We start from the raw sequence: 21,079 nt of genomic DNA, 5'->3' as shown, positions 1-21,079 counted from the left end.
CGTCCTTGACCGCGACCCACCCTCACGTTCCAGGAGCTCGATCCCGATTTCATGGCGCGCGTCTATCCTTTCCGAGCCCTTCGCTACAATCCCTCGCTGGTCCGTCTGGAAGACGTCGTCACTCAGCCCTACGACAAGATCACGCCGGCCATGCAGCAGGCGTATTACCAGCGCAGCCCCTACAACCTGGTCCGCATCATCCTCGGCCTGCCTGAGCTCTTCGATACGGAACAGAATGCAGGGAAAGACGCCGACATCTATACCCGGGCGGCACGTGATTTCCAGGACTGGCGGAAGGCCGGCATCCTCTCGCGAGAGAGCGAGCCCTCGATCTTCGCCTACTCGCAGCGCTTCAGCGTCCCCGGCAAACCCGATCTGGTCCAGGAACGCCGCGGCCTGATCGCGCTGGGCGAACTGTACGACTATGAACAGAAGGTTGTCTTTCGCCACGAGCAGACCTTGCCCAAGCCCAAGAGCGACCGCCTGAACCTGCTGCGCGCCACCCGCGCCCACTTCGGCCAGATCTTCATGCTCTATTCCGATCCCGGACTCAGCGTCGAGAGCCTACTCTTTCAATCCACCGCTGCGCCCGATATCGAAGTCACCGACGAGTACGAAGTGACGCATCGCGTATGGAGGGTGAGCGACCCCGCCGTCATCAACTTCGTAACGACCGCGCTCGAAGACAAGAAGCTCATCATCGCCGACGGCCACCACCGCTACGAGACCGCGCTCAACTATTCCCACGAGCGCGCCGCTCAAGCGGCGACCGCGCCAATCGAGCGGAATGCGGACAAGCTGCCGCAGCCGCCCTATCCAGAAGCCGCGGTCATGATGACCTTCGTCAACATGGACTCCGAAGGCCTGCTGATTCTGCCGGCGCATCGCGTGGTCCATGGCCTCAAAGGCTTCTCGCCAGCCGCATGGCTGCAGCGTGCCCAGACGTATTTCGAAATCGAGCCGCTCGCCGGCGCCGATCCTTCCGAGCATCTCGCCCGGCTCGAGGCGACCAAAGATAAGACAGCGTTTGTCGCCGTCACCGCAGACGGCAGCTCTCTGCTGACCGCGAAACCGGATGCCGCAGCCGCCATACTCGACAAGTTTTCGCAGCGGCAGCGGCAGCTCGATGTCGTTCAATTGCATGCCGTGATCCTGGAAGAACTGCTGGACCTGACTGCGGAGTCGATCCGCGAACAGGGCAACCTTCGCTACCTGCGCGATGCATCCGAAGCGATCGCCCAGGTGCAGGAGCATGAGGCGGATGTCGCTTTCCTGGTGAAGGCTGTCGCTCTCGATCAGCTTCGCGAGGTGGCATTCGCAGGCGAAACCATGCCGCCGAAGTCGACGGACTTCTTCCCCAAACTCCTGAGTGGTCTCACCATCTATGCCTTGGATTGATGGACTCCGCCGGAGCTGGCCGCTGATTTTAGTGTCTGCGGCCTGTTCCGCACAGCAGACATCTCAACCTGCAGTTCCTGCCGCCGCTCCTACTGCAGTCACGGTCCAGTCGCAGTCGACGCCGGCACTGCCGGGCGCGCAGCCGGCGAACGTGGCACCGCGCTACATCGTCGTGCTCGACGCGGCGCACGGCGGCTCCGATACGGGTGCGCGTTTCAGCAACGGCCAGCTCGAGAAGGAACTTACTCTCAGCTTTTCCGTACGGCTCCGATCTACGCTTTCAGCCCACGGCATCGGAGTGGTCACGACCCGCGAATCGGACGGCGAATTTTCCGGGATCGCTCGCGCGGAAATAGCCAATGGAGCATCGGCCGCAGCTTGCATCCTGATCCATGCCACGGCAACCGGCAGCGGCGTCCATCTTTACACCTCGTCGTTGGCTCCCACGCCGCTGACCAAGTTCATGCCCTGGCAGACGGCGCAATCGGCCTACGTAACGCAGAGCCTGAAGCTATCCTCGGAGATCGATTCGGCGCTCGCTCACGCCGAGATTCCCGTGACGCTGGGCCGTACCTCCCTGCAGCCGATGGACAGCTTCGCCTGCCCCGCAGTCGCGGTTGAGATCGCTCCGTTGCAGGAGGGCTCGACCACCAAGGGGAAAGACATCTCCGACGCCAGTTATCAAAAATCTGTAATCGATGCACTGACCGCAGCCATGGATCAGTGGCGCAATGACTGGAGACAGCAGCCTTGATCTCGCGCGCCCAACGAATTCTCTTTATCGGAATGCTGATCGCGGTCGTCTCCATGGCCACCTTCCTGATCCGGTTGCGCGAGCGCGCCCAGGACAGGCTGCGCGCTCTGCAGGATGAAACTCCGGTGGAAGAACCAGCCGGCGCGGCGCCGGAGTCCGTGCTGCTACTGATGCCCAACGACACCGACGGATCGCTGCTGGAGATACGCCGCGACCTGCCTATGCCGCAGGACGAGAGTGCCCGCGCGCGCGTGCTGATCGAGACCCTGCTGCATCTCTTTCGCGAGCCGAAATCGACGCATCCCATCGCTCCGGCTGCCGGACAGGACAGCAGTGCCGAAGCCAGCGAAAGTCCATCGGCCGGCCAGGATCTGGACGAGGTCTTTCTGATGCCTATTGCCCAACCCAAGGGTTCGCCGCCAGTGAAGGAAGAGATGGCCGTGGTCGATCTCAGCGCGGCCTTCGCCGCTGCTCACCCATCGGGCATCGAACCCGAAACCCTGACGCTGCTGGCCATCCTGGGCACGCTGCACGACAATCTCCCCACCATCACGCAGGTGCGCTTCCTCATCGACGGCCATGCGAAAGATACGCTCGCCGGGCACGCCGACCTCACGCGTGTGTATCTCGCCTCCGACACCGCCACGGGGGCGCAATGAACATCGGCGTCTTCGACTCCGGCTTCGGAGGCCTCACCGTGCTGCGCGCGCTGCTCGAACAGCTGCCTGCCGCGAACTACACCTACCTCGGCGATACGGCCCGGCTTCCCTACGGAGCCAAGTCACAGGCCACCGTCGCGCGCTATGCCGTCTCGAGCGCCCGCTTTCTGGTGGAAGAAGGCGCGGAATACCTGGTGATCGCCTGCAACACAGCCAGCGCACTCGCACTCGACGCGATTCGCGATGCGGTTCGCGTGCCGGTGCTGGGCGTGATCGAAACCGGCGCAAACGCCGCCTTCGCCACTACGAAATCGAAGGATGTTCTGGTCATAGCCACCGCCGCAACCGTAGAAAGCCACGCCTACTCGGGAGCCTGCGCAGAACGCGGCCTTCGCGCGTATGAGAAGGCCTGCCCCTTGCTGGTGCCGCTGGTCGAGGAGGGATGGATCGATCATCCCGTGACCGAAGAGGTGCTGCGCATCTACCTGGCTGAACTGCTGACTGCATCGGCAGAGCGCAATCTCGATCCCGACACCCTGGTGCTGGGCTGCACGCACTATCCTCTGCTCCGCGCCAACATCGAGCGAGCGGTTCCAGCGTCGATTCGCGTGATCGACTCAGCCGATGTAACAGCGGCGCAGGTGGCGAGCGCTATCCCACATCTCAAAGTCGAGATGTGGAGCACCCAAAATTCGGGAATTCAAGGTTCGCGTCTCTTCTACGCAACGGATTCGGTAACGAAATTCTGCCGCCTGGGCGCAAAGTTCCTCGGCCAACGCATCGATCAGGTCACGCTTGTCGATCTGGGCGGCTAATGAAAGCGAAGAAGCGGGTGGCTAGAGTGCGGGTGGCAAAAAGCGGATAGCTTAGAGCCGGTTGGCGCATGTCAACCGGCGGACCGCCTTTTAGCCAACCGGACTTTAGCGACCCGCTCATTAGCCGACCGGACCTTAGCTGACTGCTATCCTTATTGTTTGGAGGAAGACGCTTTCATGTTGAATCTTGAAGGAAAGGTCGCCGTTGTCTTCGGGCTGGCGAACAAGCGCTCGATTGCCTGGGGCATCGTCCAGAAGCTGCACGAGGCCGGCACCAAGCTCGCCATCAGTTATCAGAACGAACGCATGAAGGCCGAAGCCGAAGGCCTGATCAATGACCTGCCCGGAGCAGAAGCTTTCCAGTGCGATGTCTCGAACGACGCCGAGATCGACCAGGTCTTCGCCCAGCTCAAAGAACGCTACGGCAAGCTCGATGTGCTGGTGCATTCGGTAGCCTTTGCGCCTGCCGAGGAATTGAAGAACGATTTTGTGCACACCTCGCGCGAGGGTTTCCGCGTCGCGCACGACGTCAGCGTCTACTCGCTGATCGCGCTCAGCCGTGCCGCGGCCCCGCTCATGTCCGAGGGCGGCAGCATCATCACCCTCACCTATTACGGCGCCGAAAAGGTCGTTCCGCATTACAACGTGATGGGTGTGGCTAAGGCCGCGCTCGAAGCGACTGTCCGCTATCTTGCCGCCGATCTCGGCAAGCAGAATATTCGCGTGAATGCCATCTCCGCCGGCCCCATCAAGACGCTCGCCGCTCGCGGCATCGGCGGCCTGAGCGACATGCTGAAGGCCCATGCCGACCGCGCTCCGTTGCACCGAAACACCGAGCAAGCCGAAGTGGGCAGCACCGCCGTCTATCTGGCATCGCAGCTTGCATCCGGAGTAACCGGCGAAGTCATCTACGTCGACTCCGGCTACAACATCATGGGCTTCTAGGGGACTGCGCGTCCGGCGATCTGCGCTTTTCGCGCTCCGTTGGATGAACCCGGCTCTTGATGTTCAATTTAGCTTTGCGTGAGTGTCCAGCAGGGAGGGTCTATGGCGAACGAAGAAAATCATCAGATCGAAGAGCAGGCTAAGCCTGTTACCGGATCCCACGCTGCTGCCGGACCATGGATATCGTTCGCCGCCCACGCCGGTCTGTTGGCGCTCCTGATCCTTGGCGGACACCATGCCTGGAAGGTGCGCCCGGCGAGCTCCCGAGGCGGCCATCCCGCCGTATTGCTTTATTGGAAGGACGGCATGGGGACGGGCGCGGTGCAGATGCACGTGACCGGCAAGCTCAACGTCTCACCGGCGAAGAAGAAGACCGAGACGACTCCGCTCGCCCGCAAGAAGGAACCGGCCCTGATCGAGGCGAAGACCAAGGACGGACAGGTGCAGGCCAGCCAGGCAGGCAGCTCCAACTCGAATTCTCAATCGCAGATCAGCGGCGCAGGCACCAGCTCGCAGGATCTGAACCCGGCCTTTCCCGTCTACTCGCCGAACCCGCCGGTCAGAGACCGCGGACTGCTTCCTAATGAAGAGACGAACGTGGTTGTCGATGTGAACGTGAGCGCGCAGGGCGAAGTGCTGGATGAGAAACTGGTTCGCGGATTAGGCAACAGCATCGACCAAGCCATTCTCGATACGGTGAGAGGCTGGAAGTTCCACCCCGCCACGCTCGATGGAAGCCCGGTGGCTTCAGTGTCGGAGCTGGTGTTTCCGATGAGCCAGCGGTATCAGGGTTAAGGGCGGCGGAGTTGCGGTTCGCTTAAGTCCGGGCAGCATAACACCGGTTGGCTGAGATCCGGACAGCAAACACCCGCTCAACCGGTGCCCCACATCTCGCTCTTGAGATGTGGGAGATTACAAACGTCCTGATTACCACCAGGACAGGCGCGCCCTCGCCTGGACGGCCAGTCCTCAAGCGCAGGAACACTCTTCCTGGCCACAATAAGAACAGCAGCAGAGCTGAGATGGCGCGAAGCGCGTGTCCCCGTGCGGGGAGCACCCGCCGGCGATGGAGGGGATCACCAGCACTTCGTCGCCATCCTTGAAGTCGTACTTCTCGTTCCCGAGGAAGCGGATGTCTTCTTCGTTTACGTAGAAATTGATGAAGCGGCGCACCTGTCCCTGCTCGTCGCGCAGATGGGTCTTCAGCGCGGGAAAGCTGGTTTCGATCTCGGTGATCAGCTCGGGCAGGTTGTGCGCGCTCGACTGAATCTCTTTGGTGCCATCGGTGTGCTTCTGGAATGCGTTCGGCAATAGGACTTTAACGGACACTTGCTCCCTCCAATATGGCGCGGTCTTCAGTCTGTTCTTCGATGTAGGCTTCGAAATCGGACAATCTCGGGCGAACGGCGCGCTCTACTTCATAGGCGCCCGCCAGCGCGTCGGTTGTCTTCAATCCGTTGCCGGTGATGCAGGTGACGGTGAGATCGTCGGCCTTGATACGGCCGTGCGCGTAGAGGCGCGCGGTCACAGCAGTCGTTACGCCGCCCGCGGTCTCGGTAAAGATGCCTTCGGTCTCGGCCAGCTCCTGAATCGCCGAGACAATCTCCACGTCCGACACATCCTCAGCCCAGCCGCCGCTTTCGCGAATGGCGCGCGCCGCATAGATGCCATCGGCAGGGTTCCCGATGGCCAGCGAACGGGCGATGGTGGAAGGCCGCTGCGGCTCGATGTGATCGGCGCCGGTCTTCACCGCGGTCGAGATGGGCGAGCAGCCAGTGGCCTGCGCGCCGAAGAAGCGCACTTCCTTCTCTTCGACCAGACCCAGCGCGATCAGCTCCTTGAATGCTTTTTTGATCTTCGTGATCAACGACCCGCCAGCCATAGGGCAGACGATGTTGTCGGGCAGTCGCCAGCCCAGCTGCTCGGCGATCTCATAGCCGACCGTCTTCGAGCCTTCCGCATAGTAGGGCCGGAGGTTCACGTTCACGAAGCCCCAGTTGTAGCGCTCGGCGATCTGCGAGCAAAGGCGGTTGACGTGATCGTAGTTGCCGTCGATGCGGACCAGCTTCGCGCCATAGACCTGGGTGTTGAGAATCTTGGCCGGCTCCAGGTCGGAGGGCACAAGGATATAAGTCTTGAGGCCCAGGCGTGCGGCCTGCGCGGCCACCGCGTTCGCGAGATTGCCGGTCGAGGAGCAGCCTACCGTATCGAAGCCGAAGATCTGCGCGTTGGCCAGCGCGACCGAGACCACCCGGTCCTTGAAGCTCAGCGTCGGCAGGCAGACGGCATCGTTCTTGATGTAGAGATTCTTTGCGCCGATGCGCGATGCCAGCCGGGGCGCGGCGAGCAGGGGCGTCCAACCGGCGGGCGTTGCAGGAACGTAATCTTCCGGCACCGGCAGCAGGGCCTTGTAACGCCACATGCTATCCGGACCCTGGGCAATCTTTTCGCGTGTGAAAGAGCCGCGAGCCGCTTCGAGATCGCAATGGACTTCGAGCGGAGAAAAGCAAGCATCGCAGATCGACAGCGGAGTATTCGGATACGTCTTCCCGCATTCCCGACAACGTAATTCGTAAGCAAGCGCCATGGAACCCTCGATTCCTGAAACCAACTTCAGGAGTGACGGCGGGACCCATCGGAGTATTCTCCTACGGGTACAAATGCACGGGCACGCGTGACGAACTCTGCTAAAACATCGGTACTACACCGGAATGAATCCGGTACTGCTGGGATTTGGCGAGATGCGATACTGCGTGCATCCCCGAATCTCATGTTCCCCGCCTCCGTTGCCGGATTTAGGAGAGAGTTGACACCGATGTCTTAGATTGCCTAAGCCGGTTGTCGTGGCGTCACAGGGCCCGTCCCTCAGCCACTCTTCATGAAACTCAGGCTCGCTCGTGAGAGCAAACTTGAATATCTATTAGATACCACAGCGCGGATTGCGATGCAAGCTGTCGGAACCCTTCGCAATCTACTCGCGCTTGAGGATCACCAACACCGTGTCGTTCTGATGCATCTCAAAGCGCTCAGTAAAGACGCCGTTCTTCAGGTCCACATCGCGCGTCTCCACCGGAGCTCCGCTGGCCGCGGACTGAAGCTCGGCGACTTGCGCGCGGGTAAGCTGGCGGGGGGATCCCATGTGCAAATATGCCGTATAGGCATCGTTCTGCCGATAGCCGGTGCGATAAACATTCACCCGGTAGCGCCCGCTCTTCAAGCCCTCGATCTTCAAATCCGCAGATGGAGCGGGATTGGACGGCTGCTCCTGCTTGTAAAACACCTGGTTGGTTTCGTCACCAGGCGGCGCGATAGCCGTGTAATTCCAGAAGAGCGCCTGCACCGAGCCATCGCCGCTTTTCGTGATCCAGCTCTGCCGGTCGTTGCTCTCAATGTCCTCGCTGCCGAGCTGCGCAAGCCACTTGTAGGCGAAAAACGATGGCTTGCGAATGCCCTGATAGTTGATCAGGCCGAAGCCGCCATGAAAAGGCGTGAAGCGCGGGCCGCTCTCTTCAAAGATGTCGGTGAAGGTCCAATAGGACATGGATTGCGCCAGCGGCGAAGTCTCGCGCAGCTTCTGCAAAATGAATGGGGCGGAGATGTATTGGTCGTGGATCGGATCGCTCGGCGTGTAACTGGTGCTCCACTCCGTGTAGTGCAGCTCCAGCTTGGGTGTGGCTGAGCTATCGATCACGCTGCGCGATCCGCGCACGCGCTTCACGATCGAATCCGGGCTGACGTCGAGCACTGTGCCCGCCTTGCCGTCGGCGTCAAAAGCTCCCTTGATCACGCCATACGTATGTGTGGAAAGAAAGTCAGCTGGCACATGGTTGTCAGCAATGAATTTCAGCCATATCGGCTGCAGACCATCCATTGCCGAGGCAGGTCCACCCACGCGGCATCGGCGGCAAACAGACTTCACATCTTCGGCGGTGTTGCGATAGAGATCGAGATACTGTTGCTGCGTCCCGCTCCAGAAGCCATCGAGGTCAGGCTCATTCCAGACTTCGTAGTACCACTGCGCAATCTCGTCCTCGCCGTAGCGCTCGCGCCAATGCTGCAAAAGCGCGCGGATAAGGCCGTTCCATTTGTCCATATCCTTCGGCGGCGTGACGTTCGCCTTCCACCAGAAGACCGTCTTCGTGCCGCTGGCCAGCTTGGCCGGCATGAAGGACAGCTCGACGAAGGGGCGAATATGCAAGGCGAGCAGCGCATCGTAAAGCGCGTCGACATACTGGAAGTTATATGTCGGCTTGCCGCTCGCATCTTCGTCGTAGACTCCCATATCGTCATGGAGCAGGCCATGGAAGCGCAGATACCGGAAGCCGATCTCCTTCTGCACAACAGCCAGCTGCTGCTGCCAATCGGCGCGCAGCCCCTCATTGGCGCGTCCTGCGCCTACCGTCATCAAAGGCGTGCTGGAATGCGGACCGGCTACGTGCGATACGTCGGCGACGATCTCGCGAGGCGGAAGGCCGCTCTGAGCGATGAGAGGTGCGGCAAATAGAGCGAGAGCGAAGACGAGAGCGCAGTTCCGCATAAGTGCTTTGAACTCCAGGAGTGTGATGGGTGCGACAAATCCGAAGGATATCGATCTGTGCGGTCTCAAACGATGTGGTTTCAAACGATCACGGCTGGCCTTCAGCCTCCGGCATAGCGAGCAGCAGAAAGACGATGCCAACACAGGCAAACATGCGGAAGGCCGCCTCCTGGCCGTTCCAGATTTTCGATTGCCACATCAGGAACCACTCTCCGCCCACGCTGATGAAGGCCACGAACCACAATAGCAGCCCGATGGTCAGCGCAACGATGGCAGTCCTCTTGGCGCGATTGAAAGCGGATGCAGGCTTGCGCAGCGCGCGCACGAGTTGCGCAACGCCGGCCCAGGTCAGGATCATGGTGAACGCCTCCCAACCAATGATGCCGTCATAAAAAACAACCTGCACCGGGACAAGGTGAATCGCCCGCCACATGCCGTGGTTGCCGGGAAAAGTTGTATCCATAAGCAGGACGTGGTGCACAAACTGATAGTTGGAACCGTAGTCCGTGGAGTTATTGAAGACCACCAGCGTGTAGAAAAACGCCACCGCCGCGACCAACAGGATTTTGGCAATGCGCAGGCTCATTTCGCGGCCGATCCCGTCGCCAACGGCGCAAAGGTTTTGAAATATGCGGTCAGAGCATGCAGGGTCGCATCGTCGTATTCGGGATTGCCGGGCATCTGCGCTGTTTCATCTTGAGACTGCGGATCTTTCGTGTAGGCCTCGAATGATTTCGAACTGGCCTGCGCGATGCGGGCCAGCGCACGCCACGATCGGCCGGCCTTATGTCCGCCGTAGTCGCCTTCGTTGTGGCAGCGGAAGCAGTTCTGCTGGGCGATCTGATAGCCCTGCATCTCCGGTGAGTTCTCGGAAAAGCTGCCGTGCGGACGAATGGCATCGAGCACCACATCCTGCTTGAGGAAACGCAGCTCGACTAAGCCATTGGGTATCTGCGGCTCCTCGGCGTGCGCGAGGATGTGATAACGCGGCGTGAACGAAGCGTGCGAGATGAGATACGGCCCATAGGTACCGTCATCGCGCGTCCGTGGAAACTGCGCAGGCGGCTTTCCGTTCAGGCGCAAAACGAGAATCGGGCGGTGCGCGTGCCGATAGTCGTCGGTATAGTGCGCCTCATATTCGTCGTCGCAATCGGCGGCGATCAACGTGCCCTTGTCTGGAATATTCAGGGCCTTCAAAATCTCATCGAGAGAGACGCCGCCAATTTCCATGGGCCCATGAAAGTTGAAATCGTCGGTGACCTTGAAATCCACCTGTGGCAAGCGGCTCAGCTGCTCATAGCTAATGAATCGAACCGAGCCCGGCGGCAAACCCGGCAGATCGCCGGCGAGTTGCAGATCCTGCGGCGATTGTTTCTTGTCTTTGAGCTCGATCTTGTCGCCGGTGAAAACAAAAGACGAGAACAAACTAGCTACCGCGAGCACGGCGCTCAGCCACGAGGATTGCATGGGGCTCATCATATAGTGGGTATGATTGCGGGACGGCGAAAAAATTCCCCTCTTTCATCTCCCGCATACACCATTTGTCAACCAGCCCACGGATGAAACCCGTGTTAGAGTACGGGCAAATGAGTGCAGAAGAGATGTTGAATTCCCTTGGCTACACACTTCCCCCGCCGCCCGCTCCGGGAGGAAATTATCTTTCCGCCAAGATCGTGGGCAATTTGGTATTTCTATCCGGCGTTGTCTCCAGCGATGAGAACGGCGTGCTGACCGGCATTGTCGGCGTCAACCGAACGACTGAGGATGGGTACGAGGCAGCCCAGCGCTGTGCCTTGACCCAGCTTTCCGTGCTTCAACAGACCTTGGGCTCGATTGACCGCGTCAAGCAAATCGTCAGCGTTAACGGCTACGTAAACACCGTCAGCGGATTCGCCGATTCGCCCAAGGTAATCAATGGCGCTTCCGATCTGCTGATTCAAGTCTTCGGGGAAAACGGCAAGCATGTGCGCGCCGCTCTCGGCGTAGCCGCACTGCCGCGCAACGCGATGGTCGAGCTGCAAATGACGGTGGAGATCTAATCGCGATGTCTGAACACTCGCTCTCCGCCGGGCCCACCCATTCGCGCTGGAACCGCAATCTCGAACCACGATTGGAAATCGCATCCGGCGACACCGTTCACATGGAATGCGTCGACGCCAGCGACGGACAGGTTCGCCCCGGAATGACGGTCGACGAATACCTCACCATCGATCGCGGCCGAATTCACGCGTTGACCGGCCCCATCGCGATCCAGAATGCCGAACCAGGCGACACGCTCGAAGTAGAAATTCTCGACGTGCAACACAAAGGCTGGGGATGGACGAGCATCATCGCCGGTCTGGGGTTCCTCAAAGACCGCTTCAAGGATCCGTTTCTCTTCCACTGGGAATTGGAGCCGGGCGTCACGCGCTCCTTGGCCCCGGCAATCGTTTCACTGCGCCCCTTTTGCGGCGTCATGGGCGTGGCGCCCGCTGAAGACGGCGAGTTCCGCACCCGCGCTCCAGGAAGCTTCGGCGGCAATATGGATGTCCGCGACCTCACGGCGGGATCGAAGGTCTATCTGCCGGTGCTGAACGCAGGCGCGCTCTTTTCCGCCGGCGACGCTCATGCAGCGCAAGGCGATGGCGAGATCTGCATCAATGGCATCGAGTGTCCTGCGGACGTAACGCTGCGCTTCCATCTTCACAAGCACCGCAGTATTTCCGGACCGCTCATAGCCTCGGGAAACGCCAGGCCGTGCAGCGGAGGCGAATGGATCGTAGTCGAGTCTGCTGCCGACGCCTTGACCGCGGCGCGCACCGCAACCTCGCGCATGGTGGATCTGCTCAGCAGTCACTGGGGCTTTACGCCGGAGCATGCTTATCTGCTGTGCAGCGTAGCCATGGATCTCCGTCTCAGCCAGGTGGTCAATGAACCGATGACGACCGTCACCGCGGCGATCGCCAAAACTGTTCTTCCGGAGAGGAGCCTCTTCTAGACATGGTCGTCAACGATCCGGAGATCGTAGCGGAGCTCACTGCGCTCTATCCGAAATACGAAGCTGCGCTCGTAAGCAACAACGCCGGCACTCTGACCGCGATGTTCTGGGAGTCGCCGCACGCGCTCCGCTTCGGCGCGACGGAAAACCTGCACGGATCGGAAGAGATCGCAGCGTTCCGGAAAAGCCGCCCGGCAGTAAATCTCGAGCGGACCGTCAAACGGCTCGACATCGTAACCTTCGGCCGCGATTTCGGAAGCGTAACGCTGGAGTTCGAACGCGTAGTCGGCGGCAAAACAGTGCAAGGACGACAAAGTCAGGTATGGGTGCGTTTCCCCGACGGATGGAAGATCGTCTCGGCACACGTTTCGACTCTGCCCTGAACGGCCATTTGTTCACTTACAGTGACAAATTCACTGCGGCGAATCCCTCGAAAAGACCCGGACACCACAGAGAAGCGCTCCGTTTCAGCGGGATATTTGCAATTGTTCCCATGAGTTTGCTCTTTGACGGCGCACCTATAAGAAAGTTTTATTACCCTCCTCCGGCAAACGGAGCATACGGTCACTTTTCCCTTTAGTGACGATTCTTTCTGCGATATGCTCACCGAAAGTTTTTCAAAAAGCTGCCCATTACAAACTTCGCAGCTCCTCCTCTCTAAGCCTGGGAGTGCCTCAAGGCGTCCCCGATAAAGGTTCAGGGCACGGTGAAGGTCGCTTGACGACCAAGTTGTCTTTTTCTATTTCAATGAGGCCATAGATGTTCAAGAGACTTCCTGTTTTTGTCATTGCTTTTTTCCTCAGTATGCTGCTTCTCACTCACTCCAGCTGGGCGCAACAGACGCTTGGCGGCATCACCGGCGAGGTGTCCGACATTTCGGGCGGCCTGCTGGCAGATACCACGGTGACCGCTGTCGCTCTCGGCACAGGCCTCACCCGATCCACAAAAACCAACGCGGGCGGCGGATATTCCTTTGCCAATCTTCCTATCGATAGCTACAGCCTCACCTTCGTTCACGAAGGCTTTGACTCGCAGAAGGTGCCGTCCATCGCGGTGCAGGCTGATCGCACAGCGACCATCAATGCGCAGCTGAAGATCGGCCAGGTGAGCACATCGGTCGTGGTGGAAGAATCTCCGCTGATGAATGCGGTGGACACCACCAACGGCTATGTTCTGGACAAAACGCAGATCGACGCCATCCCGCTGCCCACGGGAAGCTTCACCGGCGTGGCCATCCTCTCGCCCGGCGTCAATGCGGAGCTGCCTGGAGGCACCGGCGTCAACAGCGGACTCGGCAATGCTCCCATCTGGGCCAATGGACAGCGCGACACCTCGAACAGCTTCCAACTTAACGGCGTCGACGGCAGCAACCTGTTCAACGGCAAAAGCACCAGCCAGGTGCAGTCGGCGCGCGTGGTGAACAACACCGGCAACGGCAACTCCAGCGCAGGCGTCGAACAGAGCGCATCCTCTGTCTATCTCTCGATTGGCAATGCCATCCCCACGCCTGCTCCAGAGACGATCTCCGAGGTTCGCGTCAACGCATCGATGTATGACGCGCAGCAAGGCTCGGCCAGCGGCGCGCACATCGACATGAGCACCAGCTCCGGCGGCAACACCATTCACGGCGGCCTCTACGGACATCGCGGAACGAACTGGTTGAATGCCGCGCCCTTCTTCTTCAAGAACAACACCGGCATTCCCGACGCCGATAAGAATCCTGAGCTGCATCGGTACATTGCCGGCGGAACCATCTCCGGCCCCATCATCAAAGACAAGCTCTTCGCCTTTATCGCCTATCAGCACTTGCACGTATCCGACCAGGAAACCGGCGACACGCTGATCGCGGTCCCGCAAGGCTTGAGCGACAACAACCGCAATGCCGGCGGCCTGGCTCAACTCGTCAATAACAACTGGGGCGGCGAAGACGCTGCCAATGGATTCACGGTCAGCGGCGCCGACTGGTCGAATAATCCGGTAGGGCTGGCGCTCTTTCAGGCCAAGCTGCCCAATGGTCAATGGCTCATTCCTAATGACAACGGCCACAAACCGGATGCCCTGTCGCCATCGAATGCCTTCGAAACCGGCACCTCGTACTTCATCGCCGATCAGCTGGTGAGCAATCTCGACTGGAATGCCAGCTCGAAAGACCAGGTCAGCCTGAAGTACTACTATCAGCACGATCCCAATAGCACGCCTTATGCAACTTCCAGCGTGCCTGGATTCGCCGAGCATCTGGATGCAGGCTCACAGGTTTTCGCGATCAACAATATCCAGACGCTCAGCTCTTCTTTCAGCCTGACCGAGACGCTCGGCTTCGTTCGCGAGAAGGCTTACAGCACGAATGATCAGCTCTGGGGACCCGGCCAATCGGGCACGCCGATTGCGGGAATGACCAGCAGCTTCGGCTCGTATTTTCCGGGCATCACCATCGTTGACGCTCTCGGAGACTACGGCGCCGGTCTGCCGCAGCAGGCTCTCAACATCGGCCCAGGAGCGGCGAATCAGAGCGCCTTCACCGGCATGTTCCAGAATCGCATTCAGCCTTCGGCGAATGCCATCTGGACCAAGGGACCGCATTCGTTCACCTTCGGTGGAAGCTGGGCCTACACCCAGCTGAACATTCGCGATCAGCGCACCGGCAAAGGCAGCGTAGCAACACCGGACTTCTCGACCTACGCGATGAACTGGGTCACGCCCTACTCGACGAATGGATTTGTCGCGACTACCTTCCTTCAAGGCGACGCCAACCGCTACTACCGTGCCAACCAGACTGGCCTCTATCTGCAGGATAAGTATCAGATCCGGCCGAATCTCAGCATCACGGCCGGCATTCGCTATGACTGGAACGGCGGGCTGACGGAAAAATACGGCCGCCTCTTCAACTTCGATCCGACACAATACAGCTACGACGCCGGATCGGATGCCATCACCAGCCCCGGCCTCATCATCGCCGGCAACAATGTCAACGGAACCTCCGGAGTGAGCGATACCACGCTTACCGGACGCCAATGGGGCATTGCGCCTCGCCTCGGATTCGCGTGGCAGCCTTCGACATTCCAGAACAAGATCGTAGTGCGCGGCGGCACCGGCCTCTACTACGATCGCGGTGAGCTCTACACCTATCTCTCTCCGGGATATGCCGCGGGAGAAGTTGCTGGCGGCCCCTTCGGAGTGAGCCAGACTCCTCCGTTCGTGACCGGGCAAGGCTGCCCCTACAGCGCTTCGCCGTATGGCAACACCAGCTTCCTCTACAACTTCTACATTCCCATCTGCGGCCTCGCCCCCTTCTCACCCGAAGACGGCGCGAACCTCGATTACAACCTCGGCACTCCATGGGGCACAACGCGATCGCCTGCACCCAGCAACCCCAAGGCCTCGGACCTCATCAACTATCTGCCCAATGCGGCTGGAATCATTGCCGGCAACCAGCCTTTTACCCTGGGCGAATACAACCGCGCCAACAAGCTTCCCTACAGCATCAACTTCACTCTCGATGTGCAGTTCCAGCCGCGCAGCGACCTGATGATCGAGCTCGGCTACGTGGGCAACCTGGGACGCCACCAGGTAATTCCGCTGCCCTTCAATCAGGCGCAGATTGCAACGCTGACCAAGCCCACGCACCCTGGCGGCGCGGCACAGCAGAACTTCAGCTACGGCTACACCGTGCTCGATCCGACTACCTTCTCCCCCATCTGCGTAAATCAGGATCCGAATTGCACCTATGGTTCCATGCAGCAGAACTACGAGGGCGGCAACGTGGATCTACGCGTGCCCTATCTCGGATATTCGTCCGAGTCGGAGTCGTACACTGCTGCAGGCATCTCCGCGTATCATGCGCTGCAGGCGCACGTGGAAAAGCGGATAAGCCACGGAATTCAGGCTGGCGTCTCCTATACCTTCTCCCATGCGACCGACGAGCAGAGCGCGCTCGGCCTCTTCTACAACGGCAGCAACCCTCGCAATCTACGCAGCGGCTATGGCTCGTCCGACTTCGATCGCAAGCACGTGCTGAACTTCACCTACGGATTCACCTTGCCGCAGCTCTACAGCCAACACTCCCTCGCCGGCAAGATCGTCGACGACTGGACCCTCAATGGCCTAGTGATCATTCAAAGTGGGCAGCCCTATAGCGTCATCGATTACTCGGGCGCCGTCGGCAGTCTGTACTACAGCACCTTCGACGGCATCACCAATCCGATCGTTCCGCTCGCTCCGGGCTGTAACGCCAAGAACGCGCTTACCGGCCGCTCCGGTGCCTTCTATCAGGCCTCCAACCCCAACAGCGCGGCGCTCAAGGCATCATGCTTCACCCTGCCGATCGTTGCCGCGGGCACTGACGGTGTGCCGGTTGGCGACGACTTCGAAACCACCTTCACCAGCGGCCAGCGCAATATCTTCCGGCAGGCATTCCAGAAACGCGCCGACGCGTCGCTGGTCAAGTCACTGCAGGTAAGCGAGAAGTATTCTCTGCGCTACAGCTTCGACGTCTTCAACCTGACCAACACCAGCAGCTTCGACATTCCCAATGACGACGTTACCCAGAACGCCGGCTACAACAACGCACCCAATCTTTCCAGCTCCTATAGCGAAGTTGCCCCCACGCCGGCGCAATGCCAGTCGGCCAGCGCCCCCGCGAATACTTTCTATAGCTGCCCGACGACGCTAGGCATCGTGAAGCACACCATCGGCAGTCCACGTCAGATTCAGATGTCTTTACATTTCAGCTTCTGATATTCAACCAGCCACAACGACAAAGCGGCCCGCGGGCCGCTTTGTCGTTGCTACGAAGAAAGATCTATCCGAAGAGAGAAACGGTCAACATCTGCAGCGGCGCGGCAAGGTACCGCTCCTGCAGTTCCTCCGCACTGGCAAAAACTTCTCCCTCGATATGCCGCGCCGGAAATGTAAGGCGAACCGGCGAAGCTTCGAAAGGGTACGGCATAAGCCGAAAGGACCGCTCGCCCTGAGGCTGCACCTTGATCTCCGCATGTCCGCCCGTGCACAACGGCAATGGGTGGAGGAGCGTTGCGGGCTCGCGATAGTCCACACAGGTAAGCAGCGAGAGATTATCAACCGCCTGCAATAAACGAAAGTGATCGATAATTCGCGCCTCGCTCTTTTCCTCAGACGATAACGATTTATCTTCTGCTATGCGTCTGCGGAGCATTTGCTGAAGCTCTTTTTGTCGAGTCAGGAAGCTATCGAGCAGAGGAAGCTCTGCGGAAGCGATTGTCGAACGGTCGGCTCTCTCGGTGAGCAAATTGTAAGTGTGCATCGAAACCAGAGTCGCGGCATAAGCATCTTCTTCGGCAATCAGTCGAACCGCAGCTTCACGAACCGCAAGATAGTCCGGCAGATCGATCTCTTCAAATGCAGAATACTTGCCTACTAACTCCACGGAGAAGGCGCTCGGCTTTCCTGCGCGTGTGATCTTCGGATTCGCATCCCGCCCACGCCATCCATCGTCATGCCGGGCGATGCCCTCGAGCACATGCGCACGCGGTTCCGGCGCTCGAAAGAGATCGTTTCCCCACTTCGCGGCGAAGGCCCCCGCCAGCCGTGCGTGGTCGACATGGGTAACCAGCCACCATCCGTTTTCTGTTTCAAGCCGAAGCATGATCGAAGCTACCCAATCCAATCCTCAATCAATAAAAAATACCTGCAAACTTCATTCCACTTCAGGCGTACGCGCCGACTCGTGCCACTTATGCAGAAAGTACCATTCGAAGAACGAGACGACGAAATAAAACAGAAACCCCAGCACGGTCGCCGCCACGATAAGGGCAAAGAGATAATCTGTCTGCAACTGCTGCAGGGCATAAATGATGGAGTAGCCCAAACCGCCGCGTCCCACGCTCGTGGAGCCGGCAAAAAGTTCTCCGGTGATGGCGCCGATCACCGCGATTCCGGCAGAAATCCGTATACCCACGAACAGAGAAGGCACAGCGTGGCGCAGCCTCAACTTGAGCAGAAGCTGGCCGCGCGAGGCGTTGTGCATCAGGAAGAGATGAATCAGATTTTCGTCAACGCTGATGAGTCCCTGTGTGGTGTTCGCAATGATCGGAGCAAGGCAGATGATGAACGCGATCAACGTGACCGCGCCCCAGCCGGCCCCGACCCACATAAGAATAAGCGGCGCGATGGCGACGATGGGCACCGTCTGCAAGAGGAGCGTATAGGGATAGAACATCCGGCGTACCCATCGCGACTGGGCGAAGATCAGGGCGATTGCGACGCCAACAACGATGCTGCCGAGGAGTCCAAACGTAGCGGCGGTCGCCGTAATTTCAAATGACTCCGCCAGCGAAGAGAAGCGTTCGGCAATCACGCGGAAGACTCGCCAGGGCGATGGCAGCATGAACGGCGGAACATGCCCCAGCCAGATGACAAGCTGCCAGAGCAGCAGCAGCGCTGCGAAAATACCGATAGCGTTCAGGAAAACGAAAATCTTTTGCTTCACGCGCCGCTCTCCGCGAGCGAGCGCGCATCCCGAAGCAGGCGCGAAATCTCGATCACTTTCTGCTCATAAGCCGGCGACGCTCGCAACTCCGCGGTGCGGGGATATGCGAGATCGACAGCAACATCTGCATGGATGCGCCCCGGATCGGACGCCAAAACCACGATGCGCGTGGAGAGAAAAACCGCTTCAGCAACCGAGTGGGTTACAAATATCACCGTCCACTTCTGCTCTTCGCGCAGCCGCAGCAGCTCTTCATTCAGCCGGTCGCGTGAAATTTCATCCAACGCCGCGAAAGGCTCGTCCATCAGCAGCAGCCTCGGCCCCGTGGCCAAAGCGCGAGCGATGGAGACCCGCATCTTCATCCCGCCCGAAAGCTCTCGTGGGTACGCTTCGCCCACGTGCGAAAGGCCAACCAGATCCAGCAACGAATTTACCTTTGCATGCCGTCTCTCGCGCGGAACGCGCTCCAACTCCAGGCCCAGGCCGACATTCTGGCGAACCGTTCTCCACGGCAGAAGAGTGGCCTCCTGAAAGATGAAGGACATCGTCTCGCGCGCATTCTCAGGGCTCATACCATCGACGTGAATCTCACCCGCAGTCGTGGGACTCAAGCCCGAGACAAGCTTGAGAATCGTCGATTTTCCGCAGCCAGAAGGACCAACAAGGCTGACGAATTCGCCCTTCGCGATCGACAGCGTCAAGCTATCGAGGATCGCTCTGCCATTGCCGTATTGCTTCGAGACTGAACTTAGTTCGACCTGGGGAACTGCGTATTCTCGCGAGAACTGACTTGCGGCATCACCCCTCACACGTCGCTCCGCAGCGGCAAATGCAGGGCAGAAGGACGCGCCGCATCGTGGTAAACAAATTGCGTCGAACGCTGCCAGTCCCAGGACGTAGCCCGCGGCGACGGCACATCGGTACCTGGATTCCGGTCATAAAGCGGAAATGCGCTGCTCGCGATTTCCAGGCGGATGTGATCGCCGGCCTTAAAAGTGCATGACGTCGGCTCCAGATCGAACTCCCAGCAATGCACCGTATCGGGCTCGAAGCTATCGCTAAAGAGAAAGCTCGAGCGAGCAATGCCCATACAGATGAAATCCGCGTGACCATCGGGACGGACGCGAACCAGCTTTCCCGTGAAGTCCGTAGTCTTCGCCGAAGCCGCGCAATAGAGCGTCAGTCTTGGCGTTCCAAATACCGCGACATCGTCTGCGAGTGCTTCCCCGGTGTAAACGAGCAGGTTATTGCCCATCTCCAATGCGGCCTGATTATGCGTGCCGCTCAATGCCTGCGGGCCTCCAGGAGCAACCACCGGCACTTCCGGGTCGTAGATGAAGACATCGCAGGGCTCGTCCTGACTAGCGGCGTTCGCATCGAGCCGGCCATCGCCCTTGCGTGAATTCGCGCGGCCGTCGCTGTGCAGATGCAGCGTCAGGCTGGTCTTCGATGGCCAGCGATCCGCACCATGCCAGCTGTTCTCAAAGAGCGCGAAGTGCCGGATGCGTGGCTCGCTCGCGAACTCTCCTGAATCCGTGAGCCAGTGATTGAACCAGCGCAGCAGAATGGTGTCGGTGTCGATCTGCGCTTCCGCTCCGAAGTTCATCTCGCCGATGCGGTCGCCCCACGGAATGTGGGTCCAGGGGCCGGCCACAAGGTACTGATTCTCGCGCGCGAACTGCGTCGCTGCATGCTCGCGCAGCGCCAGATAGCCGTCGATCGTTCCCTTCAGATAAGTATCGAACCAACCTGATATGTGCAGAGCGGGGACATTGATCTTATGCAGAGCTGCGCTTACGTCTTGCATCTCCCAGTAAGGCCCAGGCGCATCATGATCGAACCAGTTCAGCACATAGGACGGCATCCCCTCTGACTCCAGAGCGGGATGCGAGCGAAAGGGAAGCACGTTGACCTGGTTGCGCACATCCGCCCAGGCTGCCTCGAGCCGGTCGCTGGCTTCGCGCAGCTGCAGCCGGCGCGCATCCATCTTGAGCATCTGCAATCCCCAGCCCATCGTGGAGGAGAGCCGCAGCGCTCCATTGTGATAGAACCAGCCGTGATAGAGATCGCAGGCGGCCATGCCCGGCGCAATGGCGAGCAATCCTTCGGGCTGTTCTGCGGCAGCGAGAAACTGCGTCCCGCCTTGATAGGAGAATCCGTACATGCCAACTCTGCCGTTGGACTCGGGACGCGTCCGCAGCCAGCGAATAGTCTCCGCGCCATCCTGACGCTCGTGACGAAAGGGGTAGAACTCGCCTTCGGAATCGCCGCGCCCACGCACATCCTGGATCACCACGTTGTATCCGTGTCGCGCAAACCAGACGGGATGCGCATACACCACCGTGGACGCGATGTCGCGCCCATAGGGCTGGCGCATCAGCAGCGTGGGATGCGGCCCCGCACCCCACACATCCTGCGCCGGATAATAGTGGTCGGAAATCAGCGTCACATCATCCGATAGCACGCATGGCACCGAGCGCTCCAGCCGCACTCCGCTTCCACAATCGATGAGAGAAGACCCGTTCATAGAT

19 protein-coding genes and 1 riboswitch are annotated in these 21,079 nt (G+C 59.6%); of the genes, 10 read left to right on the top strand and 9 right to left on the bottom strand.

What is annotated here, in order from left to right; translation table 11 throughout:
• The first annotated feature begins 51 nt into the window (after positions 1-51).
• From XX99_RS00150 to XX99_RS00125, 6 genes are all read left to right on the top strand, one after another.
• Entirely contained in the window at positions 52-1,398 is a 1,347-nt protein-coding gene (locus XX99_RS00150; RefSeq protein WP_050057367.1) for a DUF1015 domain-containing protein, read from the top strand.
• Complete coding sequence (locus tag XX99_RS00145) at positions 1,385-2,152, top strand: N-acetylmuramoyl-L-alanine amidase family protein (RefSeq protein WP_050057366.1); 768 nt, start codon at positions 1,385-1,387, stop codon at positions 2,150-2,152. Before XX99_RS00150 ends, XX99_RS00145 begins: the two co-directional genes overlap by 14 nt.
• Entirely contained in the window at positions 2,149-2,811 is a 663-nt protein-coding gene (locus tag XX99_RS00140) for a GerMN domain-containing protein (protein ID WP_050057365.1), read from the top strand. Before XX99_RS00145 ends, XX99_RS00140 begins: the two co-directional genes overlap by 4 nt.
• Complete coding sequence (murI, locus tag XX99_RS00135) at positions 2,808-3,626, top strand: glutamate racemase (protein ID WP_050057364.1); 819 nt, start codon at positions 2,808-2,810, stop codon at positions 3,624-3,626. The genes XX99_RS00140 and murI overlap by 4 nt, the downstream gene beginning before the upstream one ends.
• Positions 3,627-3,803: 177 nt before the next feature.
• Positions 3,804-4,571, top strand: coding sequence for an enoyl-ACP reductase FabI (locus XX99_RS00130; protein ID WP_050057363.1), 768 nt, complete (start codon positions 3,804-3,806; stop codon positions 4,569-4,571).
• A 102-nt stretch (positions 4,572-4,673) separates the two neighbouring features.
• Complete coding sequence (locus XX99_RS00125) at positions 4,674-5,366, top strand: energy transducer TonB (RefSeq protein WP_050057362.1); 693 nt, start codon at positions 4,674-4,676, stop codon at positions 5,364-5,366.
• Between the two features lie 174 nt (positions 5,367-5,540).
• On the opposite strand, the gene XX99_RS00120 is transcribed toward XX99_RS00125, so the two are convergent.
• From XX99_RS00120 to XX99_RS00100, 5 genes are all read right to left on the bottom strand, one after another.
• Complete coding sequence (locus XX99_RS00120) at positions 5,541-5,900, bottom strand: MoaD/ThiS family protein (RefSeq protein ID WP_082125124.1); 360 nt, start codon at positions 5,898-5,900, stop codon at positions 5,541-5,543.
• A complete protein-coding gene (thrC, locus tag XX99_RS00115) occupies positions 5,890-7,158 on the bottom strand; it encodes a threonine synthase (protein ID WP_050058030.1) in 1,269 nt (422 codons plus the stop codon). The genes XX99_RS00120 and thrC overlap by 11 nt, the downstream gene beginning before the upstream one ends.
• A 178-nt stretch (positions 7,159-7,336) precedes the next feature.
• Positions 7,337-7,456: riboswitch (SAM riboswitch) on the bottom strand.
• An 86-nt stretch (positions 7,457-7,542) separates the two neighbouring features.
• A complete protein-coding gene (locus XX99_RS00110) occupies positions 7,543-9,108 on the bottom strand; it encodes a GH39 family glycosyl hydrolase (protein ID WP_050057361.1) in 1,566 nt (521 codons plus the stop codon).
• 88 nt (positions 9,109-9,196) lie between these two features.
• On the bottom strand, positions 9,197-9,694 hold the full coding sequence (locus XX99_RS00105; protein WP_050057360.1) for a DUF2165 family protein: 498 nt from the start codon (positions 9,692-9,694) through the stop codon (positions 9,197-9,199).
• Positions 9,691-10,575, bottom strand: coding sequence for a c-type cytochrome (locus XX99_RS00100; RefSeq protein WP_156185738.1), 885 nt, complete (start codon positions 10,573-10,575; stop codon positions 9,691-9,693). The genes XX99_RS00105 and XX99_RS00100 overlap by 4 nt, the downstream gene beginning before the upstream one ends.
• 119 nt (positions 10,576-10,694) lie before the next feature.
• On the opposite strand from XX99_RS00100, the gene XX99_RS00095 reads away from it, so the two are divergent.
• The 4 genes from XX99_RS00095 to XX99_RS00080 all read left to right on the top strand — a co-directional run bounded on the left by XX99_RS00095 (position 10,695) and on the right by XX99_RS00080 (position 16,819).
• A complete protein-coding gene (locus tag XX99_RS00095; RefSeq protein ID WP_050057358.1) occupies positions 10,695-11,147 on the top strand; it encodes a RidA family protein in 453 nt (150 codons plus the stop codon).
• Positions 11,148-11,152: 5 nt separating this feature from the next.
• Positions 11,153-12,085, top strand: coding sequence for an acetamidase/formamidase family protein (locus tag XX99_RS00090; protein WP_050057357.1), 933 nt, complete (start codon positions 11,153-11,155; stop codon positions 12,083-12,085).
• Between the two features lie 2 nt (positions 12,086-12,087).
• Positions 12,088-12,468, top strand: coding sequence for an oxalurate catabolism protein HpxZ (gene hpxZ / locus XX99_RS00085; protein ID WP_050057356.1), 381 nt, complete (start codon positions 12,088-12,090; stop codon positions 12,466-12,468).
• A 376-nt stretch (positions 12,469-12,844) separates the two neighbouring features.
• Positions 12,845-16,819: a TonB-dependent receptor gene (locus tag XX99_RS00080; protein WP_050057355.1), complete on the top strand. Its 3,975-nt coding sequence runs from the start codon at positions 12,845-12,847 to the stop codon at positions 16,817-16,819.
• Positions 16,820-16,883: 64 nt separating this feature from the next.
• Here the strand turns inward: XX99_RS00080 and XX99_RS00075 are convergent, their stop codons facing one another.
• The 4 genes from XX99_RS00075 to XX99_RS00060 are packed head-to-tail and all read right to left on the bottom strand — an operon-like array spanning position 16,884 to position 21,075.
• On the bottom strand, positions 16,884-17,705 hold the full coding sequence (locus XX99_RS00075; RefSeq protein ID WP_156185737.1) for a DUF3891 family protein: 822 nt from the start codon (positions 17,703-17,705) through the stop codon (positions 16,884-16,886).
• Between the two features lie 51 nt (positions 17,706-17,756).
• Complete coding sequence (locus XX99_RS00070) at positions 17,757-18,548, bottom strand: ABC transporter permease (RefSeq protein WP_050057353.1); 792 nt, start codon at positions 18,546-18,548, stop codon at positions 17,757-17,759.
• Positions 18,545-19,357: an ABC transporter ATP-binding protein gene (locus XX99_RS00065; RefSeq protein ID WP_050057352.1), complete on the bottom strand. Its 813-nt coding sequence runs from the start codon at positions 19,355-19,357 to the stop codon at positions 18,545-18,547. Before XX99_RS00065 ends, XX99_RS00070 begins: the two co-directional genes overlap by 4 nt.
• Positions 19,354-21,075, bottom strand: coding sequence for a CocE/NonD family hydrolase (locus XX99_RS00060; protein WP_050057351.1), 1,722 nt, complete (start codon positions 21,073-21,075; stop codon positions 19,354-19,356). Before XX99_RS00060 ends, XX99_RS00065 begins: the two co-directional genes overlap by 4 nt.
• Positions 21,076-21,079 lie beyond the last annotated feature (4 nt).

The organism is Silvibacterium bohemicum (genome assembly GCF_001006305.1).
Classification (GTDB): domain Bacteria; phylum Acidobacteriota; class Terriglobia; order Terriglobales; family Acidobacteriaceae; genus Silvibacterium; species Silvibacterium bohemicum.
The sequence above is the reverse complement of the archived record's forward strand: the minus strand, read 5'-3'. Positions and strand labels throughout refer to the sequence as shown.